Raw genomic sequence first — 24,348 nt, forward strand, 5'->3', positions numbered from 1 at the left:
CGCCGCCCGGAGCCCGCGATCACGCTGCCGCCCGGGTCCGGGCATCACGTGCCGCAGAAGGTGGCATGCACGACCTCGCTTTCCTCGGGCGGGCGCGTATAGGGGCGCGCCTTCGCGTCAGGGTCCGCGAAGGGTGAGGACAGCGCCGCGTGAAGCGCCCGCGCCGGCTCCAGGTCGCCGCCGAGCGCGGCGCGGATCGCCTCCTCCACCCGGTGATTGCGGGGGATGACGGCCGGGTTCGCCGCTGCCAGCCGGGCGGTCACGTCGCCCTCCTCGCGGGCGAGGCGAGCCTGCCAGTCGGCCTCCCAGGCCTCGAAGGGCGCGCGGTCGGCGAACCAGTCGCGCGCGGTGCCGTCGGCGAGCCCGCGGAAGACGTTGGTGAAGTCGGCCCGGGCCGCCGCCATCGCCTCGAGCAGGCGGATGGCGAGGTCGGCGTCGCCCTCCTCCTCTCGCGCGAGCCCCAGCTTGGCGCGAAACACGCGCGCCCATTCCGCCTGCGCGCGCTCGGGGTAGCGGTCCATCGCCGCCTGTGCCCGCGCGACGGCGCGGTCGGGGTCGGCGTCGATCAGCGGCAGCAGGCAAGTGGCGAACTGCGCGAGATTCCACGCCAGGATCTCGGGCTGACGGGCATAGGCGTAGCGCCCGCCGTGGTCGATCGATGAGAACACGGTCGCCGGGTGGTAGGCATCCATGAACGCGCAGGGGCCGTAGTCGATCGTCTCGCCCGAGACGGCGGTGTTGTCGGTGTTCATCACCCCGTGGATGAAGCCCAGCCCCATCCATTGCGCCACGAGCCGGGCCTGCGCGTCGATCACCGCCTCGAGCAGGGCGAGCGGGCCGTCGGCCTGCGGGTAATGGCGGGCGATGGCGTAGTCTGTCAGCGCGCGCAGCGCCTCGGTGTCGCCTCGGGCGGCGAAGAACTGGAACGTGCCCACCCGAATGTGGCTCGACGCCACGCGCGTCAGCACCCCGCCGGGGAAGGGACGCTCGCGCAGCACCGTCTCGCCCGTGGCGACCGCGGCGAGCGCCCGCGTCGTCGGCACGCCGAGCGCGTGCATCGCCTCCGAGACGAGGAACTCGCGGATCACCGGGCCGATCCACGCCCGTCCGTCGCCCATGCGGGAATACGGTGTGCGGCCCGAGCCCTTGAGCTGGAGGTCGCGGCGCCTGCCGTCGCGGCCCACGATCTCGCCCAGCAGGATCGCGCGCCCGTCGCCGAGCTGGGGCGAGAAGCCGCCGAACTGGTGGCCGGCATAGACCTGTGCCAGCGGGTCGGCGCCTTCGGGCACCGCGTTGCCCGCGAGCACCGCCACGCCCTCGTCACTGAGCAGCGCGTCGGGGTCGATGCCCAGCTCCTGCGCAAGGGCCCGGTTCAGCAGCAGCATCTCGGGCGCCTTCACGGGCTCGGGCGCCATCTTCGTGTAGAACCGCTCGGGCAGGGCGGCGTAGGTGTTGTCGAAGGGGACGTGAAGGTTCATGTCGCGCGGTCTCCGTCTGTCGGCGGAAACGTATGAAGCCACGGCCCGTCGCGCCAGCCCCTCAGAGGCGCCGGTTCATCAGCATCAGGCGCCCGCGCCCCTCGAAGCCGAGCCCGACGTAGAGCCGTTCTGCCGGCCCGCCCCGCTCTACCTCCAGCGAGATGGCGGCGACGCCCGCGGTCCGGAGCGCGCCGATCAGCGCCTCGAGCGCCTCGCGCGCCATGCCGCGGCCGCGCACGGCCGGGCGGATCCAGATCTCGTCGAGCGTGGCATCCATGCCGCCGAACACCAGCGACCAGGAGAAGGTGACGGCCAGATAGCCGACCGGCGCCCGCTCCGGCCCGATGAGATAGACCGCGCCGTAAGGCGAGCCCTCGAGGAGGGGCATGAGCCCCGCGCGGCGGTGCTCGGGGTCACTCTCCACCGCCGTTTCGGCATGGAAGGCGGCCACCATCGGGTCGAGCCGGCCGAGCGCCTCGGCGCCGCACAGGTGGAGCCTCGCGCTCACAGGCGGGCCAGCCGCTCGGTCAGCAGGCGGAAGAAGGCGTCGGCGTCGACGTGGCCGACGAAATGCGCGTTGGCCGGGCGGTCGGTCACGCCCCACCAGTCGGCCACGGTCATCCCGCGGGTGAGCTCCGAGACCGTCTCGATCTCGACGTTGATCCGCCGCCCGCTGAACAGGTCGGGCGCGAGCAGGTGCGCGATCACGCAGGGATCATGCAGGGGCCCGCCGGCGCCGCCATACTTCTCCAGGTCGAAGCGCTCGTAGAAGTCGAGCCAGCCGGCCACGGCGCGCGCGACCGGCGTGCCGATCCCGGCGATGGCCTGCAGGCGGTCGGGGGTGATCAACGCCCTGTGGGTGGCGTCGAGCGGGAGCACGGTGATGTCGATGCCGCTGCCAAACACCTCGGCCGCCGCCTCGGGATCGACGTAGATGTTGAACTCGGCCGCCGGCGTGACGTTGCCCACCTCGAAATAGGCGCCGCCCATCAGCACGATCCCGCCCAGCCGCTCGGCGATGTCGGGGGCGTGGCGCAGGGCGGTGGCGATGTTGGTGAGCGGCCCCAGCGGGCAGAGCGTGACCGTGCCCGGCGGCTCGCGGCGGACATGGTGGACGATCGCTTCCACGGCGCCCATCGAGGCGAGCGGCAGCGTCGGTGCGGGCAGGTCGGCGCCGTCGAGCCCGGTCTTGCCGTGGACGTGCTCGGCAGTCACCAGCCGGCGCGACAGCGGCGCGGCGCACCCTGCATGGACGGGGACATGGGAGATGCGCGCCAGTTCGCAGACGGTGCGGGCGTTTCTCGCCGTCAGTTCGAGGGGCACGTTGCCGGCGACGGCGGTGATCGCCAGCACCTCCAGCTCATCCGGCGAGGCGAGCGCGAGCAGAAGCGCGACGGCGTCGTCCTGCCCCGGATCGGTGTCTATGATGATCTTGCGCGGCGCCATGTGGCCCTCCCTGCGACGGGCGAGATGTGCCCCGCCGCCGCCGCGATGTCCACCCGGCTGGGCAGGGGCAAGTTCCTTGGGAAGGAACTTGCAAAAGTCTTGTTCAAGACTTTTGCGCGCTCCCGCCGGTCCCGGCGCGCGTCCGCTCCTCTTCGGTGATCACCTCTGCGCGCGCCTCGAGCGTGCGGTGGACGGGGCATCGGTCTGCGATCTCCATCAGCCGGGCGCGCTGGGCGTCGTCGAGCGCACCCTCGAGGCGCACCAGGCGCGCGAAGCGGTCGATCTTGCCGCCGCCGCCCTCGCCGGTGCCGGCATTGTCCTGGGCGTGGGCCTTTGCGTGCGTCACGTCGACCGAGACGTGCTCGAGCGGCCAGCCCTTGCGACGGGCATACATGCGGATCGTCATCGAGGTGCACGCGGCGAGGCCGGCCGAAACGAGGCCGTAGGGCGAGGGTCCCCGATCGGTGCCGCCGTGGCCCTCCGGCTCGTCGGCTAGCATGTGGTGGTGCGGGCCGCTCGAGATGTCCTGCAGGAAGCCGCCCGGATCGGCCTCGCTGGCGCGCACGACGCCTTCGGGCGCGCCTTCGGGCCGGGCGGGGGCCGGCAGGTCGAGGTACCGCTCGGCCCAGGCGGCGACGACGCCCGCGGCGTAGTCGGCGTCGGCGGGGTCGGTCAGCAGGTGGTCGGCCCCGTCGAGCGTCACGAAGCTCTTGGGGTGGCGGGCGGCGGTGAAGATGTTGGTGGCATTCTCGATCCCCACCACTGTGTCGCGCGGGGCGTGCAGCACCAGCAGCGCCCGTTTCAGCCCGGAGATGGCAGGGCCGAGTTCGGCCGCGTCGACGTCGCGCACGAAATCGCGGCCGATGGTGAACTTGCGGCCGCCGAGATCGACCTCGGCCTGCCCGTCCCGCTCGATCCGGTCGAGCGCGTCGGCGAAGTTGTGGGTGACGTGGGCGGGATCGAACGGTGCGCCGATCGTGGCCACGGCGCGGACGCTCGCGATGGCGCCTGCCGCCTTGATGGCCGCCGCGCCGCCGAGCGAATGCCCGATCAGCAGGCCGGGCGCCATGCCCTGCGCCTCGAGCCAGGAGGCGGCCGCGACCAGGTCGCCCACATTGGAGGTGAAGGTGGTGTTGGAGAACTCGCCTTCGGAATGACCGAGCCCCGTGAAGTCGAAGCGCAGGACGGCGAAGCCTGCAGAGGTCAGCCGGCGCGTGATGCGGCGGGCGGCGGCGATGTCCTTGGAGCACGAGAAGCAGTGGGCGAAGAGAGCGGTCGCCCGATGCGCGCCGTCGGGCCGTTCGAGCCGGGCCGCGAGCCGCGCGCCCTGGGCGCCCTCGAATGTGATCCTTTGCATCGCCGTGCTCCTCTTCCTGGCGGTCGACTGCAGCATGGGCGCGCGGGTGCGCCCGTCCAAGGGGCGCAGGCGCGTCTGTGTCAGCCCGTCGCGCGATGGTGAGATCGCTCGTGCGCCCGCGCCGTGGCACGTCTGCAACCGGCCCGCCGGGCGCCCGGACGTGCCGAGGCGCGTTGGCCGCGTCGCTCGCGCTCCAGCGCCGGCGGCCGCGCGTTTCTTTGCCGGAAGGTGCGCCGGTGCGGCCCGCCGCGAAGACGGCCAGCGTGGCGCGGCGCGGCTTCACGTCCCGTGTCGCCTGCGTGGGGCTTGCCGGTCGCGGCGGGCGCCTTTCCGTCTGGCGCTCCCCGCGCTAGCGTTCTGCTCCATGGCCGAGCCGATCCTGCATCCCCGCCTGTCCCATGCGCCCTGGCAGAGCCCGCAGACCGCGCGGCTGCCCGGCACCACGCCCGTCGCATCCGATGCCTGGTTGACGGTCGACGACGCCCATGCGGCCCAGATGGCCGAGCGCGACAGGCTGATCGCCGAGCAGCCCGGCGACGTGGTGGCAAACGTGCCCGGCTCGGAGGGCGCGCAGGCGGAACTGATCGACACCGTGCTCGACGCCCTCGCCGCGCGGACCGACTACGCCCGCGAGGGCGCGGCACTGCGCCGGCCGGACGGTCGGCGCGTGGCGCTGGATCGCGCCGCGCCGCTCGCAACGCTGGGCCGGCTGGTGCAGGAGGATCTGTGCCTGCTCCACAAGCCCGAGGGGGCGGACGAGCACGTGCTCACCGCCGCGGTGCTGTGTTTCCCGGCGATGTGGACGCTGGCGGAGAAGATCGGCCGCCCCCTCGCCGCCATCCACCGCCCGGTGCCCGACTACGACGCGGGGCTGGCCGCTCGGGTGCAGCGGCTGTTCGACGGGATGCGGCCGGTCGAGGCAGGCGGGCGCATCCTGATGCGGATGAACGCGCTCGACCATCCGTCGCCGGCGCTGTTCCAGACCCGGCGCGAGGCCGAGCCGCGCGAGCAGGGGCATGGCGCGGGCGGCTTCCTGCGGATCGAGCGGCAATGCCTGCGCAAGCTGCCGCGAACGGGGGCGGTCGTCTTCTCGATCCACACCACCGTGCTCGACCGCGCGGCCCTGTCGCCCGATCAGGCGGCAGCCTTCATCGCCCATTCCGGCCGGCAGTGACGGCGACCGACTCGGACCTTTCAACCGGTGCGCGAACTTCGTTGACCCAGATCAAGGCGGCCGCCATCCGGCGCGGGACATGGTCGATACCGGAGCGGGGAGGTTCCGACGCGCTGCCCCGCACCGGGAACCGGAAAAAGACGCCCGCCTCGCCAGCGGGCGAGAACGAGGGACGCCCATGATACCCCGAAACACCCCCGACGAGAGGGATGCCGCCCCGTCTGCCGGACGCGCGGCAAGCGCCGCCGCCGTGAACCGCGAGGCGCTCGTGGCCGAGATGGTGCGCCGCGCCGTGCTGCCCCGCCTGCTCGCCCGCAAGGACGACGGCGCGTTCGACCGTGGCCCCAACGTGGTGCGGTTTCCGGCCGGCGACGAGGTCTGACCGCACCCCCTGACGGATGACGGCGGGACGCTCTCGCGCCCCGCCGCCGTTCTGCCTCGTGTGCTCCGCCTCAGGCGGCGAGGCCCAGCTTGTAGACATGGATCTCGAAGGTCGGGTGCTGCTCCGCCCCGATCACGCCCGGCCGGTAGTGGCGGTAGGTCGACCGCCAGTAGGGCTGGATGACCACCCCCTCCTCCTGCATGATCGTCTGAAGACGCGCGGAGACCTCGCGCCGAGCGTCGGCGTCGGCGATGGCCAGCGCCTCGGTCAGGGCGGCGTCGAACGCGTCGTTGGAAAAGCCCGTCTCGTTCCACGCCTCGCCCGAGCGATAGGCCAGCGCGAGCACCTGCACCCCGAGCGGGCGCTGCGCCCAGTCGGTCGTCGAGAAGGGGTAGCCCGTCCAGTCGTTCCAGAAGGTGGCGCCGGGCAGGATGGTGCGGCGCACCGGGATGCCGGCATCGCGCAGCTGGGCGGCCACCGCGTCGGAAGTGTTGCGCCGCCAGTTGTCGTCGATCGAGATGAGCTCGTGCTCGAACCCGGCCATGCCCGCCTCTTCCAGAAGGGCCAGGGCCTGCGCTGGGTCGAAGACGGGTGGCGGGAGCTCGGCGTATTCGGGGTGGATCGGGCAGACATGGTGGTTTTCGGCCACCGTGCCCCGGTCGGCATAGCCGAGCTCGAGGCAGACCGCGTTGTTGACCGCCATCGCCAGCGCCCGGCGCACGCGGGCGTCGGCGTAGGGGCGCATGCCCTCGATCTCGGCCTGCTGATTGGTGCGGATGACCAGCGTGTTGGCGGTGACCACCTCCGACTTCGTCCACCCGATCGTGTCCATCAGGTCGACGAACTCGCCGAGCGATTCGTAGACCATGTCGACCTCGCCCGATTCCGCGGCGGCGAAGTGCGCGGCCTGGTCGGTGCCGTAGTCGATGTACTCGATCCGGTCGAGATAGGGGCCGCCGAACACCTCCGCCCCCCACCAGTCGTGGGCATCGTTGCGCACGAGGGCCGCCTTGACGCCGACGGTCAGCTCCTCGGGCAGGTAGGGGCCGGTGCCAACGGGGTTGTCCATCGGGTCGCCCGAGAAGCCCTCCTTCACGATGGGCGCCGGGTAGTCGGAGAAGCCCGCGATCAGGGTGATGTCGGGCGTCTCGAGGGTGAGCACGACGGTCAGGTCGTCGGCCACCTCGATGGCGCCCTCCCGCGCCTCGCCCGTCTCGGGGTCGATCAGCGACGACACGCGCGCGGCCATCGAGTTGCCCTCGACGTTCTGCTCGCACCAGCGGCGGATGTTGTAGGCCACGTCGGCGGCGGTGAAGGGGTCGCCGTCGTTCCACGTCACGCCCTCGCGCAGGCGAAGGGTGTATTGCGTGGCGTCCTCGTTGACCTCCCAGCTCTCCAGCAGCATCGGCGTGATCGAGCCGTCGCGCTGGTATTCCACCAGGTATTCCAGCCAGCCGCGGGAAAAGTTCGACATCTGCGGCCAGTCGTAGGTGCGCGGATCCTTCAGCGCGCGCACGTCTGACTGGATGCGCAGGGTGCCGCCCATCTGCGGCTCTTGCTGCGCGCGGGCGGGCGTGGGCGCGGCCAGGCCGATCAGGCCGTAGGCGGCCGTGGCCGAGACGCCGAGCGAGGTGGCGCGGGCGAGAAACTCGCGCCGCGACAGGGCGCCGTCGAGATGCTCGCGCGCATGGAGACGGGCGGCGGGGTGAAGGTCGGGCTCCATCGGGGCCTCCGCTGTTGTGACTGTGTGTGTCGGGTGATGGGTTGGGCGCCGCGTGTCTGCCTGCCGGGCGCTTCTCTTCGATCTCGGGGGCTGCGTTCGGACGATCACCCGCCCGGCTGCCGACACCCCTCGCTGCGGTGGGGAGTATAGTCATCGCTCCCGTCCGGCCAAGTCGCGGAATCGGCTTGCGCGACAATTCCTTCCGGCGTGCCGCGCAGATGCGGGAAGCCCGCCCCGTCTGTTGACTTTTTTCACGCCCTGCCATGGCGCGAGTCTTTCGGTTGACCCCGCCCCGGCACGCGGCCACAGAAGCGCCGCGACAACGGAGCGACCGACTTGGCCCAGAGCCCGCCCCCCTTCTCGGCCCACGAACGCATGATCGCGTGGCGCTACCTGCGCGCACGTCGCTCGGAGGGCGGCGTGTCGGTGATGACGTGGATCAGCCTGATCGGCATCGCGCTCGCCGTCTTCGCGCTTGTGGCCACGCTTGCGGTGCGCTCGGGCTTCCGGGCCGAGTTCGTCGACACGATCCTCGGCGCCAACGCCCATGTCACCGTCTACCGCTCGGTGGCCGTGGGCGAGGGCGGTCAGCCCGACCGCGCCATCGACGACTATGTCGAGATGGCCGAGCGCCTCCGCGCGGTCGAGGGCGTCACCCGCGTGGCGCCGCTGGTGAAGGGGCAGGTGATGGCCAGCGCGAACGGGCGCAGCGCGGGCGTCGAGGTCTACGGCATCGCCGAGGCCGACCTTCTGACCATTCCGCGCGTCGCCGACCCCGAGCGGGCGTCGGGCGCTATCGGCCGCTTCGACGAGGGGGTGGCGATCGGCTGGGAGGTGGCGCGCGAACTCCAGGTGGCGCCGGGCGACGTGATCCGGCTGATCTCGCCAGAGGGGGCGCGCACCCCCTTCGGCACCAGCCCGCGCGTCAATGCCTACGAGGTCACCTACGTCTTCCAGGCCGGCCGCTACGACATCGACCGCACGCGCCTCTACATGCCCTTCGCCGAGGCGCAGACCTACTTCAACCGCGAGGGGCGGGCCGACGAGCTGGAGGTTATGGTCGAAGAGCCCGACCGGGTGCAGGACTACACGCTCGACCTGCTGCGCGCGGGCGGCGAGCGCACCCTGATCTGGACATGGCGCGACGCCTCGGGCTCGTTCCTGCGGGCGCTCGAGGTCGAGGACAACGTGATGTTCGTGATCCTGTCGATCCTCGTGCTGATCGCGGCCATGAACATCGTTTCTGGCCTGATCATGCTGGTCAAGAACAAGGGGCGCGACATCGGCATCCTGCGCACGATGGGGCTGACCGAAGGCTCGGTTCTGCGCGTGTTCTTCCTGTGCGGGGCCTCGGTGGGCGTGGTGGGCACGGCGATCGGCGTGGCCGCCGGGTGCCTCTTCGCCATCTACATCGACCCGATCTTCTCGTTCGTGAACTGGGCCTCCGGCGGCGGTGTGTGGGACCCGTCGATCCGCGGCATCTACGCCCTGCCGGCCAGGCTCGAGGCGGGCGACGTCGCCTCGGCGGTGGCGCTGTCGCTGGGCCTGTCCTTCGTCGTCACGATCTTTCCCGCGAGGCGCGCGGCGCGGATGAACCCGGTCGAGGCGCTGCGCTATGAGTGAGGGCTCCCCGAGCGCGCCGGTCGAGAGCGCGCGGCCGGTGCTGGAGCTGCGCGGGCTGGACAAGACCTATATGGCCGGCCAGCCGGGAGAGGTGCGGGTGCTCGCGGGCGCCGCGCTGCGGCTGGCGCCGGGCGAGGTGGCGGCGCTCGTCGCGCCCTCGGGGGCGGGCAAGTCGACGCTTCTTCACATCGCCGGCCTGCTCGACACGGCGGATGCGGGCGAGGTCTGGCTTTCCGGCCGCGAGATGAGCCACCTGCCCGACTCCGCCCGCACGGCGGCGCGGCGCGATCTCGTGGGCTTCGTCTACCAGTTCCACCACCTGCTGCCCGAGTTCAGCGCGTCGGAAAACGTGGTCCTGCCGCAGCTCGCCGCGGGCGTGGGCCGCGCCGAGGCGCGGGCGCGGGCCGAGGAGCTCCTGGCCGCGGTGGGGCTGTCGGGGCGGGCCGGGCACCGCCCGGCCGAGTTGTCGGGGGGCGAGCAGCAGCGCGTCGCCTTCTGCCGGGCGCTGGCCAACCGGCCGCGGCTGCTTCTGGCCGACGAGCCCACCGGCAACCTCGATCCCGCGACCTCCGACGCCGTCTTCGACGTGCTGATGGGGCTGGTGCGCGAGACCGGGCTCGCCGCCCTCGTCGCGACCCACAACCCCGGCCTCGCCGCGCGCATGGACAGGGTGCTGCGGCTCGACGAGGGGCGGCTTGTCGAGGCGCGTGCCTCGCAACCCACGGGAGAGTCTCTCTAGGAAACCCGGGCAAGTCGCGGGGGTGTCTGCCGAACTTCTGTGCCACTGCCCGCGAAATGATCGGTCGCGGGACGTGTTTCTATGTTTGCACTTTTGTCGCAGATGGGTAAGTGTCCGCCCCACTCAAGAACCGGCTCCGGTGAACAAGGGGCCAAGCCGAACACAAGGGGAGGTCCTCAATGGATCGTCGTTCGTTTCTGAAAACGTCCGCGATGGGCGGTGCCGCGGCCGCGGCGTCGGGCCTTGCGGCGCCCGCCATCGCGCAGGGCAACCGCACGCTCACGATGGTCACCTCGGTGCCCGATGGCTTCGCGGTTTTCGACGACGCCGCGCAGCTCGCCATCGACTACATCACGGCGATGACGGATGGCCAGCTGAGCTTCAACAAGATGTCCGCGGGATCGCTCGTGGGCGCGTTCGAGGTGTTCGACGCCGTGTCCGCCGGGCAGGCCGACGTCTATCACTCGGCCGAATACTACTTCCTCAACCAGCATCCCGGCTTCGCGTTCTTCACCAGCGTGCCCTTCGGCATGACGACGCAGGAGCATGACAACTGGTACTACCGCCGCGGCGGGCAGGAACTGCACGACGAGCTGTCGGGCCTGTTCAACCTCAAGCCGCTGATGGTCGGCCAGACCGCGATGCAGCCCGGCGGCTGGTTCAACAAGGAGATCACCTCGGCCGAAGATCTGCAGGGCCTGCGCTTCCGCATGCCCGGCCAGGGCGGCCAGGTGCTCGGCCGCCTCGGCGTGTCGGTGCAGAACATTCCCGGCGGCGAGATCTACCAGGCGCTGGCCTCGGGCGCGATCGACGGCGCCGAGTGGATCGGCCCCTATGCCGACGAGCGCCTCGGCTTCCAGGAAATCACCAACATCTACTACACCTCGGGCTTCCACGAGCCGGGCTCGGCGCTGCACATGGTGTTCAACATCGACGTCTGGGAATCGCTCACGCCGACGCAGCAGACCATCTGCAAGGTCGCCACGGAAGCGGCCCACGCCCAGAACACCGCCCTTTCGCTGGCCGAGAACGGTGCCGCGCTGGCCCGTCTGCAGAGCCAGGGTGTCGTGGCACGCCAGTTCCCCGATGACGTTTGGGATGCCTTCGGCCGCGCCTCGGCCGAAGTCCGCGAAGAGAGCATGGGCGATCCGATGTACGCCAAGATCGCCGAGAGCTACTTCGCCTCCATGGCCGAGTCGTCGGCCTGGTTCGAGATCGGCGACGGCGAATACATGCGTCAGCGCAACCGCGTCAACGCGGGCTGATCGGGCCTGCGGGGGCGGGCGCGGCAGGGCGCCGCGCCCGGCCTCCGCAGGTTTTCCGGCCCGAAGATCGCGCCGCCCCGGCCACGTCGGGGCGGCGGTCGAGACAACGAGGGCGCGGGTGGCCGCAGCCCGGGAAGGCGCGTCGACGGCGCCATTGGGGGAGCGATGCTCGACGCGATCGCCTGGTTCTTCCAGCAGGTCATGCTGGGCTTCTACAATTTCTTCTATGCCATCCTGAACCTGGGCGACTGGCTGGACTGGTCGAACCCCGAAGCGATCGTACGGGTCGTCTATTACGGCGGTTCGGTCGAGCTGTTCTTCGTGGTGTTCAACACCGTCGTCCTGCTGACGCTGATCGGGATCTGGCGCCCGGGCTTCATGTGGGGCGGTGTGCGCACGCTCGAGGGCATCGCCAACGGGGTCGGCCGGGTGGCCGCCTGGGCCGGCCTTCTGATGGTGCTGCAGCAGATCGTTATCGTCTTCGTGCAGCGAATCTTCGCGGTCAGCCAGATTTCGCTCGCCTTCGGCACGTCCGTCACCTTCGACGTGTCCTGGTGGTCGGAGGCGCTGAAATTCTACAACGCCATGCTCGTCGCGCTCTGCGTGTCCTACACCTACGTCCAGGGCGGGCATGTCAGGGTCGACATCCTCTACGCCAACGTCTCGTTCCGCACGCGCAAGATCATCGACATGGTGGGCGGTCTTCTCTTCATGATCCCCATGTCTCTGCTGATCTGGCACTATGCATGGTACTTCCTGTGGCGCCACCTTGTCGTGCCGGCGCCCTCCGCCTCGGACACGCTCGACCGGCTGCTCCAGCGCGCGCAGATCCTGCGCTGGAACGTCGAGACCACGGGCTTCGCGCCCCAGGGCTTCTCCGCCTATTTCCTGTTCAAGGTGCTGCTCGTCCTCTTCGCGGCGCTCGTCTTCATGCAGGCCATCGCGGTGATCTGGCGCGCGATCCTCGAGATGCGGGAAGGCGAGGAGAGCGAGAACAGGCACCTCGACCGCGACAAGATCGGCGACCCGGCCGAAGAACAACAACACGAGATCCATTCGGGAGCCGCCTGACCCATGCTGTTTGGTCTGGACGGGGTCGAGATCGGCCTCATCATCGTTTTCCTGACGCTCTTCGCCTCGATCCTGTCGGGCTTTCCGGTGGCCTTCGCCATCGGCGGCGCGGGCGTCATCTCGTTCGCCATCATCGCGGCGCTCGACTCGGCGGGCCTGCTCATCCACCAGGCCATCGACAGCGGGTCGCAGGCCTATGCCCAGCTCATCGGCGAGGGCGTTCGGCCGGAGACGATCTCGATCTTCCGATACCCGGAGCTGCCACGCATCGAGGAGCCCGTGTTCCCGATGGGCTGGGAGACGGCGCTCGAGCGCAACCTCTCCTTCGTGGTCAACCGGATCAACGAGCGCGTGCTCGCCGGCCAGTCGATCGAGACGCTGCTGGCGGTGGCGATGTTCGTGCTCATGGGCATCACGCTGGAGCGCAGCCGCATCGCGGAAGACCTGCTGACCAACATGGCCCGCATCTTCGGCCCGCTGCCGGGCGGCCTCGCGGTGTCGATCGTTGTCGTGGGCGCCTTCCTCGCCGCCTCGACCGGCATCGTCGGCGCGACCGTGGTCACCATGGGCCTGCTCGCGCTGCCGACCATGCTGCGCAACAACTACTCGCCCGAGCTCTCGACGGGGGTGATCGCGGCGTCGGGCACGCTGGGGCAGATCATTCCACCCTCGATCGTGATCGTCCTGCTCGGCACGCTGGTGGGCGACATCTACTCGACCGCGCAGGAGACGCGCGCGCGCCTTGCCGGCTGCACCGATGCGCTGACCTTCCTCGGCGAGCCGGCGGTGCTGTCGGTCGGCACGCTGTTCCAGGCGGCACTCGTGCCGGGCATCGTGCTCGCCGGCCTCTATGCCGCCTTCGCCTTCGGCTATGCGCTCTACAACCCCGCCAAGGCCCCCCCCGTCCTGTTCGAGGATGACGCCCCCGCGGCGGCCGACTATGCCAGCCCGCAGGAGCGGCTGACATGGTTGCTCGGCGTGCCGTCGGCCATAGTTCTCGCCCTGGTGCTGCTGGGCGGCGCCGGGGTGATCGGCGGGCAGGGCGTGTCGGTCGGCACGACGACCGCGGGGCCGGACCAGGCAAGCCTGCGCACCAACGTCTCCGAGCAGTGCCAGGCCTCGATGATCGACCTGCACGGGCAGGAGGCGTGGGACCGCGCCGTCGCCCAGCAAGAGGCCATCCAGTCGGCGGGCGGCGAAGAGCGGCGCAACCTCACCGACGAGGAGATCGCCGAGCGCACCGAGGCGGCCCTCGCCGCGGTGCCCCCCATCGGCACGGGCTTCGCCCTTGGCTTCGCGCTGCTCGGGGTGCTTCTGTCCATCGGTCGCGGGATCGCGCCCTCGGCCAACCCGGTGCCGCTGATCGTCGGCGCTGCGGGCATCGGTCTCGCCTTCCTGTTCGACCTCGTCGTGTTCGACCCGCTGATGTCGCCCGGCGCGCGCTTCCTGTGGCTGATCGTGCCGTTCCTGATGATCCTGTACGGGATGCGCGCGGCCATCGACATGATGGGACGGTCGGAACTGCTCAAGGTGATCTTCCCTCCGCTCGTGCTGATCGTCGCGGTGCTGGGCTCGATCCTCGGCGGCATCACCAACCCCACGCCGGCGGCGGCGCTCGGCGCGGGCGGGGCGATCATGCTGGCCGCCTACCGTCTGCTGCGCGAAGAGAACCGCTCGGGCAAGATCGTCATCCAGGGCGCCTTTGCCATCGTCCTGATGATCCTTGTCGGCGTGAACTTCGACCTGCGGGTGACGACCGAGACGGCGGGTTTCGAGAACTGGGCAGCCTTCCTCGTGGCTCAGGCCGCCTATCTCTACGCGATCTTCGGCATCGGCTATGCGTGCTGGGTCCTCTGGCGCAAGACGGTGCTGACGCCCGTGGTGCGCGAGACGGCCAAGGTCACCTCGATGGTGTTCACCATCCTGATCGGCAGCCAGATCCTCAACCTGACGCTGATCTCCTTCGGCGGCGAGCACTACATCCAGCAATGGCTGCGCAGCTTCGACAACGAGATGGTGGCGTTCCTCATCGTCATGCTCGTGCTGTTCGTGCTGGGCTTCGTGCTCGACTTCCTCGAGATCATCTACATCGTCGTGCCGATCGTCGGCCCGGTGATCTATGGCGGCACGCTCGACCCGAAATGGGTAACGATCATGATCGCGGTCAACCTGCAGACCTCGTTCCTCACGCCCCCCTTCGGCTTTGCGCTGTTCTACCTGCGCGGTGTCGCGCCGCCCGGAATCACCACGGGGCACATCTATCGCGGCGTCCTGCCCTTCGTTCTCGTGCAGGTGCTGGGCCTGACCCTGCTCTGGGCCTTCCCCGGCATCGTCACCTTCGTGCCCGACCTGATCCCGAACTGATCCCGAACTGAGCGGGGGCCGCAGCCGGCACCGGCCCGTGCCGGCTGCGTCCCCACGGCGGACCGCCCGAGCGCCCCTGGGGCGCGGAGCCGCCGCATCGCCCCCCTCGCGCCGTCGCGTGGGTCGCCACGCGGCAGGGCCCATGCGTCCGTCAGGGGCTCGCGCCGCCCCCCGCTTCTTCTTGCCGGAAATATCCTCCGGGGGTCCGGGGGGTGGAAAACCCCCGGTCCGGCGGTGTGGCCCGGGGACGCCGCTACTTCCGTGGGGCGCGAATGTCGGGAAGGGTGATCTTGGCCACCTGCTCGGCGATCGGGTCGACCGACAGCGGGTGGGTCTCGCCTGTATGGCTCGCGGGGTCGCCGATGTCCTGCCAGCGGCCGCCCTTGTAGATCTCGAGCGCGCCGAAGCCCGCCTTGTAGCCCATCTTGGGCGATCCCGGCACCCAGTAGCCGAGATAGACGTAGGGAAGCCCCGCCGCGCGGGCGATCTCGACGTGGTCGAGGATGATCCAGGTGCCGAGGGAGTTCCGTCTCAGCGCCGGTTCGTAGAAGGAGTAGACCATCGACAGGCCGTCATCGAGCACGTCGGTCAGGCAGACGGCGGCGAGGTCGCTCTCGATATGCGCCCCGCCCCGTGGCGCGGCCTCCGCCGTCAGGCGGTCGGCGAGGCCGGGCAGCTTGTACTCCACCACGCGCGAGCGCACCGGCGTCTCCTCGATCATCGCGGCGAACTCGAAGATATCCATGTCGGCCATGCCGCCGTCGGCGTGGCGCGAGTCGAGGTAGCGGCGAAAGAGCGCGTATTGCTCTTCCGTGGCCCAGGGCGAGGTCGCCTGCCGGACGAGCGCGGCATTCTTCCGGAGCGTGCGCTTCTGGCTCTTGGTGGGCTGGAAGTCGGCCACCCGGATGCGGGCCGACAGGCACGCTGAGCAATCGGCGCAGGAGGGGCGGTAGAGCACGTTCTGCGACCGGCGGAAGCCCTGCTTCGACAGCGTGTCGTTCAGTGCCTCGGCATGCTCGCCCTGCAGCGCCGTGAACAGCTTACGCTCCATCCGGCCCTTGAGATACGGGCATGGCTGGGGCGCCGTCACGTAGAACTGGGGCGCGATGGGCAGCGTGTGGCGCATACGGGACGGGCGGCAGCGATGTCGGTCGTGAACGGGGCTCGTGGCGGACTAGTCTGCGGCAGCTTTATCACAAAACCGTAGCAGCCGATTCTCGTCGCGCCAAGCCCTGCGGCAACCCGCCTCGCGGGCAGCCGCAGCGGGCCTCAGCGGCGCCGGTTGAGCGCCGCGGTGTTCAGCGCGAGGTCGGGGATGCCCTGCGCCCGGGGCGTCGTCAGCATCAGCACGATCGACACGATCTGCGGGATGACGAAGGCCATGCAGACCGAGTAGATCAGCGTGTGCAGCGCGGCCTCGGGCAGGGCGAAGCGCTCGCCCCGGAAGGTGCGCAGCTCGATCCCCATGAAGCGCATCCCCCATGTGGCCGAGCCGCGCGCCAGCGTCACCGTGCGGTAGGCGAAGGACAGCACGAGCCAGAGGAACGGCAGGTAGAACAGCGCCGTGAACAGCGTCAGCGGGATGGCGAGCAGGGTGAGGGCCAGCACGATCGCGGCGTCGATCACCCAGGCCACGAACCGCTTCACCGGCACGTCGGCATAGAACTCGCGATGGCGGTCGGGGTCGGGCAGCTGCCAGTCGAGATCGGTCATGGCGGACATATCGGAGAGCCTCCTGCCGGGATCAATGTCGCGGCTCGCGCCGCGGGACGGAAAGCGCCCCGCCGCTGTCGTGAGCGGCGGGGCGGGGGCCGGCCCGCGGGGAGGCGGCCGGCACGTGGGCGGCACGGGGCCGGGCCGGGTCAGGACGGCTGGCCTTCGCCCTCGTCGCCGCCCTCGGTGCGGGTCGCGCGGGTCTTGGCGCGCTCGTCCATGAAGGCGTCGAACTCGGCCTTGTCCTTGGCTGCGCGCAGCCGCTCGAGGAACGCCTGGAACGCCTCCTGCTCTTCCTCCAGCCGCTGCAGCGTCTCGTCGCGGTAGGCGTCGAAGGCGGCGTTGCCAGAGGGGCTGTAGGCATTGCGGCGGATGGTGCCGCGGCTGCGGCTGCACTGGCCCGAAAACATGCGTTTGCTCCAGATCATGTAGGCGAGAAGGGCGAGGCCGATCGGCCAGAAGAGGATGAATCCGAGCACCATGGCGGCGATCCAGGCGCCCTTGCCGCGGGCGTCGAGCCAGGCCTCGGCCCGGCCGAACCAGCCCATGGCCTGCTCGGTCGCGGTGTGGAGGGACCCGGTTTGGGCGGTGGTCATGTCTGTCTCCATCGTTGCCGTTTCTATGTGAACCCTTTTCACATTCCGGAAGATGGGAGAGCGCGCCGCGCCCCGCAAGGCGTGATGTGAATGTTTTTCACATTTACTTGCCAGGGCGCTGATCTTGCGAGAAAGAATCCGGTGCCTCGGCGTTCCGGGCCTCGATCGCGGCGGCTCTGGCGGCACGGGCGCCATCGCCTGGCGTGGCCTCGGCGACGGTCGAGGCGCGGCGCACACCGCCACCGTGTCGCACGCCGCGCCGACTGGCCGCCCCATTCGCGCGGGGAGCGCGCCCGCCGGCAAAGGGGGAGGGGCCGTTGGCGGTGACCTCCCGGCTTCAGACCTGCGGCGTGCGGCCGCTCTCCTCGCCCCGCGCCAGGCGCTGTGCCTCGTCAAGCCCCCAGCGGATGCGTGCCCAGATCCGCTCGTGGAGGACATAGAAGATCGCGCCCATCACGGCGCCGATCGCTGCCACGGCCCCGCCCGTGGCGAGCGAGCCGGTGAGCGCAAAGGTGACGACCGTCATCGTGACAAGGCCGAGCGCCTGCCAGGTGACGGCCTTGGCCAGACTGCGCAGTGGTGTCTCCATGCGTGCGTCCTTTCCTGTTTTCGCGTGATCCGGCGCGAGATGTAGGAAAAGTGCGGGCGGGTATAAATCTGGCATCTTGTCATTGAAACCTATGACTTGTTGAAATAATTCAACGATCATGACAGAGATGGACAAGCGCCTTCGCGCCGAGACCTTCCGCACGCGCCTGCAGGGCCAGATGGAGGCGAGCGGTGTGAACCGGTCGGAACTCGCCCGCGCCTGCGGGGTCGACCGCTCCACCATCGCGCAACTGCTCTCGGGCGTCGACGCGCGCCTGCCCAACGCCCATCTCGCCGCGGAATGCGCGGGCGCGCTCGGCGTCTCGGCCGACTTCCTGCTGGGCCTGTCCGACCGGCCCGAGCGGCCGGGCGACGTGCTGGCCGCCGCCGTCACCGTGACCGAGGCCGCCCGCTCCTCGGCCGACGAACAGTTGCTCGAATGGCACCGCGAGGCGGCCGGCTACAAGATCCGCCACGTCGCCGCCACCCTGCCGGACGTGCTCAAGACCGAGGAAGTGCTGAGCTGGGAATACCAGAGCTCCCTCGGCAAGACGCCCCAGCAGGCCATCGGCGCCACGCAGGACCGCTATCAATGGCTGGGCGAGCAATTGTCGGACTACGAGATCGCCGTGTCGCTGGGGGAGATGCGCGCCTTCGCGGCCGGTGCGGGCTACTACGACGGGCTCGATCCGGGCGTGCGGCGGCGCCAGCTCGACAACATGGCCGAGGTGCTCGACCGGCTCTACCCGGCGGTGCGGCTCTTTCTCTACGATGCGCGGCGGGTGTTCTCGGCGCCGGTCACCGTGTTCGGGCCGCTTCTCGGCGTGGTCTATGTCGGCCGCTTCTACCTCGCCTTCCGCTCGCGCGACCGGGTGCGCGCGCTGTCGCAGCATTTCGACGGGTTGATCCGCGAGGCCGAGGTCGACGCCCGCCACGCGCCCGACTGGGTCGCGCGGCTGGCCGGAAGCGTGCCGGTCGAGGCGGACGCGGACGTGGCCGCAGATCCTGCCTGGCGACCCGCGTGACCGGGGCCGGATCCCCGGCATGACCGGTGCGCTCGCCTCGGCCATCGTCGCCGGAACGGGCGCCCTCTGGGGGCTCTACTGGCTCCCGGTGCGCGGGCTCGCCGATCTCGGCCTGCCCGGCGCCTGGGGGACGCTGGCGATCACGCTCTGCGCGGTCGCGCTGCTCGCGCCCGTCGCGCTCGTCCGGCGCAGCCTTGCGGGGGCGGATCGCGTGGCGCTCGTCGCCGTGGCACTCGGTGGGGGTGCGTTCGCCCTCTACTCCGTCGCCTTTCTCTACGGGCGCGTGGCGCTGGTGATCCTGCTGTGGTTCCTGACGCCGGTCTGGAGCACGCTGATCGCGAGGGTCCTGCTCGGCTGGGCGGTGCCGCCCCTGCGGCTGGCCGCCATCGCGGTGGGGCTCGCCGGCCTCGGCGCCATGCTGGGCGCGGGCGGCGGCCCGCCGGTGCCGCGCGACGCGGGCGAGTGGATGGGCCTTGCGGGCGGGGTGATCTGGGCAATCTCGACCACCGGCATCCGCACCCGGCCGGAAGTGCCGCCCGCGGGCGCGGCGCTCGTCTTCGCCCTGGGCGCGGCCGTCACGGCGGCGGCGCTCGCCCCGTTCCTCGAGCCCGTGCCGAGGGCGGGGGGCGTGGCGCTCTGGCCCGCGCTCGGCCTCGCGCTGGCGACGGCTTCGCTCTTTTGGGTGGTCTCGACCGCCGCGCTGATCTGGGCTGCGGCGCGGCTCGAACCGGCGCGCGTCGGCATCCTGCTGATGACCGAGGTCGCGGTCGGCGCCGCCTCCGCCGCATGGCTCGACGGCGAGCGCCTCGCGCCGTTCGAGCTGGCGGGCGGGGCGCTGGTGCTCGCGGCAGGGGTGCTGGAACTCTGGCCGCCGGGCCGGATGGGGCGGCGCAGACCCCGGTCAGGCTAGAACCACTGGCCCGGCTCCATCAGCCCGAGATCCATCAGCTGCCGGCTCTCCCAGCGGAAGGGCACCGAGCCCGGCCATGTGAAGCTGTCGATCTCGTCCCGCGAGACGGGGTTGGCCCGCAGCGCCTTGGCGGCGCGGAAAGAGCAGATCGCCGCGGTCAGGTTGTGGTGCCAGGGGCAGGCATAGGTGTTGTATTCCTGATCGGCGAAGGTGTGGTCGCCGCGCAGGCGCAGCCCTTTTGCCGTCCGGAACAGCCCGATCCGGTCGATCCGCCGCCGGTCGGGGGCGACATGCTCCTCGAAGCGCCAGCGCAGACCGCCATGGAAATCGAGCTGGCGCTCCTTCGGCCAGTCCTTGTTGGCAGGGTCGGGCCGGGGAAGGGCGAAATAGCCTGCCCGGTCGAGATGCGCGGTGGCCCGGTCGACACCCGAGGGGTGTGTGGCGAGGTCGGCCGCGTAGAGGTCGACAACGTAGGTCAGCATCGCCGCGCGCCGCTCCTCGGCATGGAAGGCGAGCATCTCGCCGACCGTTCGGTGCTCGCAGAACGGGTAGTGCAGGTATTCGGCGTTGTAGCAGTAATGCAGCCAGGTGCCGGGCCGCGCAGCGGCGATGGCCGCGTTGACGAGCGGCACGAAGGCCTTGGGCGCGCGCGTGTCCAGCGTGACGGCGGCGGTCAGCACCGGGTGGTCGGGCAGCGCGATGTCGGGCGGGGCGGCGGCGACGACGGCGCGAAAGCCGCGGGCGCCGAGGTGGTCGAGGGTCGAGACGAGCTCGACGTTGTCCTCCACGATCATCAGGGCCGCGGGGCCCGGGCCGATGGCGTCGCGCCCGCGCGCGCGGAAGCGGTCGAGACTGTCGAAGCGGATCACCGTGCCGCTATCCCCTGCATCGCCCCCCGCCGACACTGGCTACGCGATCCACGCTGGCGGGGCAACGGATGGCCGCCCCCCGCCGGGCGAAGGTGGCGCAACCGGGCCCGAGCGAAGGGCCGCGGCCCCAGCCCGACCGGGTATCGCCCGCCACCGGGGGAGCGCCGCCCGTCTTGCCGGCCGATCCCCCGTTCGGCCGCCCCGGACAGGGGATCGGGCCGGCCGCGCGTTGCCCCGACGCGGCAGATCGGCTACCCCTCGCGCGTGCGAACAGGAGGAACGCCCATGGGCGCGCCGAAGAAGCTCTTCATCAAGACCTACGGCTGTCAGATGAACGTCTATGACAGCGAGCGCATGGCCGAGGCGCTGGCGGGCGGCTACGAGCCCACCGACCGCGCGGACGAGGCCGACCTGATCCTGCTCAACACCTGCCACATCCGCGAGAAGGCCGCGGAAAAGGTCTATTCCGAGATCGGCCGCCTCAAGCGGCTGAAGGACGACAGGCCCGACCTCAGGATCGGCGTGGCCGGCTGCGTCGCGCAGGCCGAGGGCGCGCTGATGATGGAGCGGGCGCCGGCGATCGACCTCGTGGTGGGGCCGCAGAGCTATCACCGCCTGCCCGAGCTCGAGGCGCGGGCCCGCGCTGGCGAGCGGGCGCTGCACACCGAGTTCGACGAGGACAAGTTCGCCGCCCTGCCGGGGCGCCGCCGCAAGCGCGCGCCGACCGCCTTCCTGACGGTGCAGGAGGGCTGCGACAAGTTCTGCGCCTTCTGTGTCGTTCCCTATACCCGCGGCGCCGAGGTCTCGCGGCCGGTGGCGCGCGTGCTGGACGAGGCGGCGCGCATGGTCGACGAGGGCGTGCGCGAGATCACGCTGCTGGGGCAGAACGTCAATGCCTACCACGGCGCCGATGGGGCCGAGACGCGCTCGCTCGCGTGGCTGATCCGGCGTCTGGCCGAGATCCCCGGCCTCGCGCGCATCCGCTACACCACCTCGCACCCCAACGACATGGCGCAGGATCTGATCGACGCCCACGGCGACGAGCCGAAGCTGATGCCCTACCTGCACCTGCCGGTGCAGTCGGGCTCCGACCGGATCCTCAAGCGGATGAACCGCAAGCACACCGCCGCGCAGTATGTCGGGATCATCGACCGGCTGCGCGCGGCGCGGCCCGACCTGCTGCTGTCGGGCGACTTCATCGTTGGCTTCCCCGAGGAGACCGAGGAGGATTTCCGCGCCACGCTCGATCTGGTCGAGCGGGTGAATTACGGCCAGGCCTATTCCTTCAAGTATTCCGCGCGTCCCGGCACGCCCGCCGCCGAGCGCGAGGAGGTCGCGGCGGATGTGGCAGACGACCGGCTCCAGCGCCTGCAGGCCCTGCTCGCCCGGCAGCAGCGCGCGGCGCTCGAGGCGATGGTGGGCCGCGAGGCGGAGGTGCTGATCGAAAAGCCCGGCCGCGAGGCCGGGCAGATGGTGGGCAAGTCGGAGCACCTGCACGCGGTGCATGTCGAGGCCGATGCCGCGCCCGGCACCCTGCTTCGCGTGCTCGTCACCGGGGCCGCCCCGCACTCGCTGGCCGGGCGGCCTCTCTGAGCCCGCCCGACCGGGGCGCCGGCCTCCGGCCCCGGTGAGGCGGTGGGCCTCAGCGGCCCGGCGGATCGTCGCGCAGGATCTGACGCAGCTGGTCGATCTGGTGCGAGGGGTTCCGCACGCCGTATTCGTCGCGGCAGATCTGTTCGCCGATTACCGTCGCCTGGTCGCGCGTGTAGCCGATCTGGACGAGATCCTCGACGAAGACGGAGTTCGGACGATCCCAGGCCACCGTTTCGAACGGGCCGCGGTAGCAGCTGATGTTGATCAGGTTGGGATCGTCGTTGTGCGGCGACGGCATGCCTTGCGCCGAGGCCAGAGTGGCGCTTGCCGCCGTCGTGAGGCCGGCCGCGAGGGCCAGCGCGAGCGAAGTCAGTTTCATCTACCCATTCCCCTTGTCATCCGGGCGCGGTTGCCGTGGGGCTGTCGCACACGCTCGCCCCGCCGCCCCCTTGGCCGATCGGGTCGTGAAGCCCACGGGCGCACATTACCGCCCTTGCCCGAGGTGTGAAGCGAATGCGTCGAATCCTCCCCTTTGACCGGAACAATCGCGGCAAGGGCCGGCGATCGTTTCCAATTGCCCGGCCAATTCCCCGGATCGGTGCCCCCGCCTGCCCCGGACCTGCCATCGTCAGCGGAACCAGTCGGGATCGCGCGGCCCCGTGTGTCGCGTGGCGCGTGCCTGGCGATTCGGCTCGAAATGTGGGCAATTCGTGCCGTTGCCGATGCCGCGGCCCGCGTGCCTCCGCGTGGCGGGGGCGGCCACGCCGATTTTTGTGTCGAAGCCGTGAAAACTGGACCCGCGCGCTTGCCACCCCACTCTTGTCCGTTGCAGCATCGGACCACGGGCGCGCGACGAGCGGCCCCACGCGGATCGGAGACGCCCTTTTGGGAATCGACGCCCTGACCACGCCCCCGCCCGACGGCGAGATCGTCGAGACCTCGCTCGAATTTCCCGACAACCGGCTGCTCGTCGACCTCTGCGGAGAGTTCGACCGCAATCTCGCGCAGATCGAGCACGGCCTCGGCGTGCAGATCCTGCGTCGGGGCAACCACCTGTCGCTGGTCGGCGAGGCAGATGCGCGGGACCGGGGCGCCGCGATTCTGCAGACCCTCTACGAGCGGCTCGAGGCGGGCCGCCCGGTAGAGCCCGCCGACGTCGACACGGCGCTCCGGCTGGGCGAGGCCGAGCCGGAAGACGCGCCCGACCAGCTCGAGATGTTCCAGGGCGGCAACGTCGAGATCAAGACGCGGAAGAAGATCGTCGAGCCCCGCACCGACGCTCAGAAGGCGTATGTCGCCGCGCTGTTCGGCCACGAACTCGCCTTCGGCATCGGCCCGGCGGGCACCGGCAAGACCTACCTCGCGGTGGCCGTGGCGGTGAACCACTTCATCGCCGGGCGGGTCGACAGGATCATCCTCGCGCGCCCCGCGGTCGAGGCCGGCGAGCGCCTCGGCTTCCTGCCCGGCGACATGAAGGAGAAGGTCGACCCCTACATGCAGCCCCTCTACGACGCGCTGCACGATTTCCTCCCCGGCCGGCAGTTGCAGAAGCTGATGGAGGAAAAGACGATCGAGATCGCGCCGCTCGCCTTCATGCGCGGCCGGACCCTGGCCAACGCCGCCGTCGTGCTCGACGAGGCGCAGAACGCCACCGCCATGCAGATGAAGATGTTCCTCACCCGCCTGGGCGAGGGCTCGCGCATGGCCATCACCGGCGACCGCACCCAGGTCGACCTGCCGCGCGGCATCGCCTCGGGCCTGGCAGAGGCCGAGCGGCTGCTTGCGGGGATCGACGGCATCAGCTTTTCCTACTTCACGGGCAAGGACGTGGTGCGCCACCCCCTCGTCGCTAAGATCATCCATGCCTATGACCGCGACGCCGAAGGCGGCTGAGGTCGACGTCGTCGTCGAGGCCGTGGGCTGGGAGTCGCTCGACCTCGAGCGGCTGGCGGACGAGGCGGCAGAGGCGGTGCTGGCGCGGCTGGGAATGGAGGGGCCGGCCGAGATCTCGCTGCTCGCCACGTCCGACGCGGCGGTGGCCCGGCTCAACGCCGATTTCCGCGGCAAGCCCGCGCCGACGAACGTGCTGTCATGGCCCGCGCAGCCGCTCGCGCCGCCCGCGCCGGGGCAGGCGCCGCCGCGTCCCGCGCCCGATGCGACCGGCGAGCTTTTCCTCGGCGACATCGCGCTGGCATGGGAGACCTGCGCGGCCGAGGCCGAGGCAGGCGGCAAGCCGCTCGGTGAGCATGTCCTTCACCTGATCGTTCATGCAATCTTGCATCTCGTGGGCTACGATCACATCTGCGATGAGGATGCCGCCTTGATGGAGGGGCTCGAGGTCGAGATACTCGCGACGCTCGGGCAGCCCGACCCATATTCGGAGGGGCCGTCGCGCGGCGAGGGTGAGAGTGGGGCCGGGTGACGGTGCCCGC

General features: G+C 70.7%; 23 protein-coding genes. 12 read left to right on the top strand and 11 right to left on the bottom strand.

Annotated elements, in window-relative coordinates:
* Nucleotides 1-44 precede the first annotated feature (44 nt).
* The 4 genes from DLJ49_RS08480 to DLJ49_RS08495 form a co-directional block, all read right to left on the bottom strand.
* Complete coding sequence (locus DLJ49_RS08480) at nt 45-1,478, bottom strand: protein adenylyltransferase SelO (RefSeq protein WP_115393103.1); 1,434 nt, start codon at nt 1,476-1,478, stop codon at nt 45-47.
* A gap of 61 nt (nt 1,479-1,539) precedes the next feature.
* Nucleotides 1,540-1,986, bottom strand: coding sequence for a GNAT family N-acetyltransferase (locus tag DLJ49_RS08485; RefSeq protein ID WP_115393104.1), 447 nt, complete (start codon nt 1,984-1,986; stop codon nt 1,540-1,542).
* The gene (locus tag DLJ49_RS08490; protein ID WP_115393105.1) at nt 1,983-2,924 is read right to left on the bottom strand and encodes a nucleoside hydrolase; all 942 of its coding nucleotides are present in this window, start codon (nt 2,922-2,924) and stop codon (nt 1,983-1,985) included. The genes DLJ49_RS08485 and DLJ49_RS08490 overlap by 4 nt, the downstream gene beginning before the upstream one ends.
* A 103-nt stretch (nt 2,925-3,027) precedes the next feature.
* Nucleotides 3,028-4,281: a bifunctional alpha/beta hydrolase/OsmC family protein gene (locus DLJ49_RS08495; RefSeq protein WP_115393106.1), complete on the bottom strand. Its 1,254-nt coding sequence runs from the start codon at nt 4,279-4,281 to the stop codon at nt 3,028-3,030.
* 364 nt (nt 4,282-4,645) lie between these two features.
* Between DLJ49_RS08495 and DLJ49_RS08500 the strand changes: the two genes are divergently transcribed.
* Together DLJ49_RS08500 and DLJ49_RS08505 are read left to right on the top strand one after the other, a co-directional pair.
* Nucleotides 4,646-5,455, top strand: coding sequence for a heme-dependent oxidative N-demethylase family protein (locus tag DLJ49_RS08500; protein ID WP_115393107.1), 810 nt, complete (start codon nt 4,646-4,648; stop codon nt 5,453-5,455).
* A 178-nt stretch (nt 5,456-5,633) separates the two neighbouring features.
* On the top strand, nt 5,634-5,837 hold the full coding sequence (locus DLJ49_RS08505) for a hypothetical protein (protein ID WP_115393108.1): 204 nt from the start codon (nt 5,634-5,636) through the stop codon (nt 5,835-5,837).
* 70 nt (nt 5,838-5,907) lie between these two features.
* Here DLJ49_RS08505 and DLJ49_RS08510 read toward each other — a convergent pair whose 3' ends face one another.
* Nucleotides 5,908-7,560 (bottom strand): ABC transporter substrate-binding protein, encoded by a 1,653-nt coding sequence (locus DLJ49_RS08510; protein WP_115393109.1) that lies wholly within the window; start codon nt 7,558-7,560, stop codon nt 5,908-5,910.
* A gap of 336 nt (nt 7,561-7,896) precedes the next feature.
* On the opposite strand from DLJ49_RS08510, the gene DLJ49_RS08515 reads away from it, so the two are divergent.
* The 5 genes from DLJ49_RS08515 to DLJ49_RS08535 all read left to right on the top strand — a co-directional run bounded on the left by DLJ49_RS08515 (nt 7,897) and on the right by DLJ49_RS08535 (nt 14,622).
* Nucleotides 7,897-9,183 (top strand): lipoprotein-releasing ABC transporter permease subunit, encoded by a 1,287-nt coding sequence (locus DLJ49_RS08515; RefSeq protein WP_115393110.1) that lies wholly within the window; start codon nt 7,897-7,899, stop codon nt 9,181-9,183.
* Nucleotides 9,176-9,922, top strand: coding sequence for an ABC transporter ATP-binding protein (locus DLJ49_RS08520; protein WP_115393111.1), 747 nt, complete (start codon nt 9,176-9,178; stop codon nt 9,920-9,922). Before DLJ49_RS08515 ends, DLJ49_RS08520 begins: the two co-directional genes overlap by 8 nt.
* 179 nt (nt 9,923-10,101) lie before the next feature.
* Entirely contained in the window at nt 10,102-11,187 is a 1,086-nt protein-coding gene (locus DLJ49_RS08525; RefSeq protein ID WP_115393112.1) for a TRAP transporter substrate-binding protein, read from the top strand.
* A gap of 165 nt (nt 11,188-11,352) precedes the next feature.
* Nucleotides 11,353-12,258: a TRAP transporter small permease subunit gene (locus DLJ49_RS08530; protein ID WP_115393113.1), complete on the top strand. Its 906-nt coding sequence runs from the start codon at nt 11,353-11,355 to the stop codon at nt 12,256-12,258.
* Nucleotides 12,259-12,261: 3 nt separating this feature from the next.
* On the top strand, nt 12,262-14,622 hold the full coding sequence (locus DLJ49_RS08535; RefSeq protein WP_115393114.1) for a TRAP transporter large permease: 2,361 nt from the start codon (nt 12,262-12,264) through the stop codon (nt 14,620-14,622).
* 253 nt (nt 14,623-14,875) lie between these two features.
* Here DLJ49_RS08535 and DLJ49_RS08540 read toward each other — a convergent pair whose 3' ends face one another.
* The 4 genes from DLJ49_RS08540 to DLJ49_RS08555 all read right to left on the bottom strand — a co-directional run bounded on the left by DLJ49_RS08540 (nt 14,876) and on the right by DLJ49_RS08555 (nt 17,520).
* Nucleotides 14,876-15,748: an arginyltransferase gene (locus DLJ49_RS08540; RefSeq protein ID WP_115393115.1), complete on the bottom strand. Its 873-nt coding sequence runs from the start codon at nt 15,746-15,748 to the stop codon at nt 14,876-14,878.
* 143 nt (nt 15,749-15,891) lie between these two features.
* Nucleotides 15,892-16,335 carry an RDD family protein gene (locus DLJ49_RS08545; protein WP_199533331.1) on the bottom strand — a complete coding sequence of 148 codons (444 nt, stop codon included), beginning with the start codon at nt 16,333-16,335 and terminating at the stop codon, nt 15,892-15,894.
* Nucleotides 16,336-16,484: 149 nt separating this feature from the next.
* Nucleotides 16,485-16,931, bottom strand: a complete 447-nt coding sequence (locus DLJ49_RS08550) for a DUF2852 domain-containing protein (RefSeq protein WP_115393117.1) — start codon at nt 16,929-16,931, stop codon at nt 16,485-16,487.
* A gap of 337 nt (nt 16,932-17,268) precedes the next feature.
* Nucleotides 17,269-17,520 carry a DUF2061 domain-containing protein gene (locus DLJ49_RS08555; protein ID WP_115393118.1) on the bottom strand — a complete coding sequence of 84 codons (252 nt, stop codon included), beginning with the start codon at nt 17,518-17,520 and terminating at the stop codon, nt 17,269-17,271.
* Between the two features lie 118 nt (nt 17,521-17,638).
* Here DLJ49_RS08555 and DLJ49_RS08560 point away from each other — a divergent pair, with 118 nt between their 5' ends.
* Together DLJ49_RS08560 and DLJ49_RS08565 are read left to right on the top strand one after the other, a co-directional pair.
* Nucleotides 17,639-18,544: a helix-turn-helix domain-containing protein gene (locus DLJ49_RS08560; RefSeq protein WP_369932507.1), complete on the top strand. Its 906-nt coding sequence runs from the start codon at nt 17,639-17,641 to the stop codon at nt 18,542-18,544.
* 19 nt (nt 18,545-18,563) lie between these two features.
* A complete protein-coding gene (locus DLJ49_RS08565; protein ID WP_115393120.1) occupies nt 18,564-19,454 on the top strand; it encodes a DMT family transporter in 891 nt (296 codons plus the stop codon).
* Here the strand turns inward: DLJ49_RS08565 and DLJ49_RS08570 are convergent.
* Nucleotides 19,451-20,320: a hypothetical protein gene (locus tag DLJ49_RS08570; protein WP_115393184.1), complete on the bottom strand. Its 870-nt coding sequence runs from the start codon at nt 20,318-20,320 to the stop codon at nt 19,451-19,453. The genes DLJ49_RS08565 and DLJ49_RS08570 overlap by 4 nt on opposite strands.
* A 288-nt stretch (nt 20,321-20,608) precedes the next feature.
* Between DLJ49_RS08570 and miaB the strand changes: the two genes are divergently transcribed.
* Nucleotides 20,609-21,916: a tRNA (N6-isopentenyl adenosine(37)-C2)-methylthiotransferase MiaB gene (miaB, locus tag DLJ49_RS08575; RefSeq protein ID WP_115393121.1), complete on the top strand. Its 1,308-nt coding sequence runs from the start codon at nt 20,609-20,611 to the stop codon at nt 21,914-21,916.
* A gap of 49 nt (nt 21,917-21,965) precedes the next feature.
* Here the strand turns inward: miaB and DLJ49_RS08580 are convergent, their stop codons facing one another.
* Nucleotides 21,966-22,295 (bottom strand): hypothetical protein, encoded by a 330-nt coding sequence (locus tag DLJ49_RS08580; protein WP_115393122.1) that lies wholly within the window; start codon nt 22,293-22,295, stop codon nt 21,966-21,968.
* A 506-nt stretch (nt 22,296-22,801) separates the two neighbouring features.
* On the opposite strand from DLJ49_RS08580, the gene DLJ49_RS08585 reads away from it, so the two are divergent.
* Entirely contained in the window at nt 22,802-23,809 is a 1,008-nt protein-coding gene (locus DLJ49_RS08585; protein WP_233488872.1) for a PhoH family protein, read from the top strand.
* Complete coding sequence (gene ybeY, locus DLJ49_RS08590; protein ID WP_115393124.1) at nt 23,784-24,338, top strand: rRNA maturation RNase YbeY; 555 nt, start codon at nt 23,784-23,786, stop codon at nt 24,336-24,338. Before DLJ49_RS08585 ends, ybeY begins: the two co-directional genes overlap by 26 nt.
* Nucleotides 24,339-24,348: the final 10 nt, after the last annotated feature.

The organism is Rhodovulum sp. 12E13 (assembly GCF_003340565.1).
GTDB lineage: Bacteria > Pseudomonadota > Alphaproteobacteria > Rhodobacterales > Rhodobacteraceae > HLUCCA09.

What these genes read in the sequence shown, in the direction of transcription:
- DLJ49_RS08520 (WP_115393111.1), top strand. Translation starts at nt 9,176, where the DNA reads ATGAGTGAGGGCTCCCCGAGCGCGCCGGTCGAGAGCGCGCGGCCGGTG.
- DLJ49_RS08490 (WP_115393105.1), bottom strand. Translation starts at nt 2,924, where the DNA reads ATGGCGCCGCGCAAGATCATCATAGACACCGATCCGGGGCAGGACGAC.
- DLJ49_RS08565 (WP_115393120.1), top strand. Translation starts at nt 18,564, where the DNA reads ATGACCGGTGCGCTCGCCTCGGCCATCGTCGCCGGAACGGGCGCCCTC.
- DLJ49_RS08550 (WP_115393117.1), bottom strand. Translation starts at nt 16,931, where the DNA reads ATGACCACCGCCCAAACCGGGTCCCTCCACACCGCGACCGAGCAGGCC.
- DLJ49_RS08555 (WP_115393118.1), bottom strand. Translation starts at nt 17,520, where the DNA reads ATGGAGACACCACTGCGCAGTCTGGCCAAGGCCGTCACCTGGCAGGCG.
- ybeY (WP_115393124.1), top strand. Translation starts at nt 23,784, where the DNA reads ATGACCGCGACGCCGAAGGCGGCTGAGGTCGACGTCGTCGTCGAGGCC.
- DLJ49_RS08525 (WP_115393112.1), top strand. Translation starts at nt 10,102, where the DNA reads ATGGATCGTCGTTCGTTTCTGAAAACGTCCGCGATGGGCGGTGCCGCG.
- DLJ49_RS08510 (WP_115393109.1), bottom strand. Translation starts at nt 7,560, where the DNA reads ATGGAGCCCGACCTTCACCCCGCCGCCCGTCTCCATGCGCGCGAGCAT.
- DLJ49_RS08545 (WP_199533331.1), bottom strand. Translation starts at nt 16,335, where the DNA reads ATGACCGATCTCGACTGGCAGCTGCCCGACCCCGACCGCCATCGCGAG.
- DLJ49_RS08500 (WP_115393107.1), top strand. Translation starts at nt 4,646, where the DNA reads ATGGCCGAGCCGATCCTGCATCCCCGCCTGTCCCATGCGCCCTGGCAG.
- DLJ49_RS08505 (WP_115393108.1), top strand. Translation starts at nt 5,634, where the DNA reads ATGATACCCCGAAACACCCCCGACGAGAGGGATGCCGCCCCGTCTGCC.
- DLJ49_RS08530 (WP_115393113.1), top strand. Translation starts at nt 11,353, where the DNA reads ATGCTCGACGCGATCGCCTGGTTCTTCCAGCAGGTCATGCTGGGCTTC.
- miaB (WP_115393121.1), top strand. Translation starts at nt 20,609, where the DNA reads ATGGGCGCGCCGAAGAAGCTCTTCATCAAGACCTACGGCTGTCAGATG.
- DLJ49_RS08540 (WP_115393115.1), bottom strand. Translation starts at nt 15,748, where the DNA reads ATGCGCCACACGCTGCCCATCGCGCCCCAGTTCTACGTGACGGCGCCC.
- DLJ49_RS08535 (WP_115393114.1), top strand. Translation starts at nt 12,262, where the DNA reads ATGCTGTTTGGTCTGGACGGGGTCGAGATCGGCCTCATCATCGTTTTC.
- DLJ49_RS08580 (WP_115393122.1), bottom strand. Translation starts at nt 22,295, where the DNA reads ATGAAACTGACTTCGCTCGCGCTGGCCCTCGCGGCCGGCCTCACGACG.
- DLJ49_RS08495 (WP_115393106.1), bottom strand. Translation starts at nt 4,281, where the DNA reads ATGCAAAGGATCACATTCGAGGGCGCCCAGGGCGCGCGGCTCGCGGCC.
- DLJ49_RS08480 (WP_115393103.1), bottom strand. Translation starts at nt 1,478, where the DNA reads ATGAACCTTCACGTCCCCTTCGACAACACCTACGCCGCCCTGCCCGAG.
- DLJ49_RS08560 (WP_369932507.1), top strand. Translation starts at nt 17,639, where the DNA reads ATGACAGAGATGGACAAGCGCCTTCGCGCCGAGACCTTCCGCACGCGC.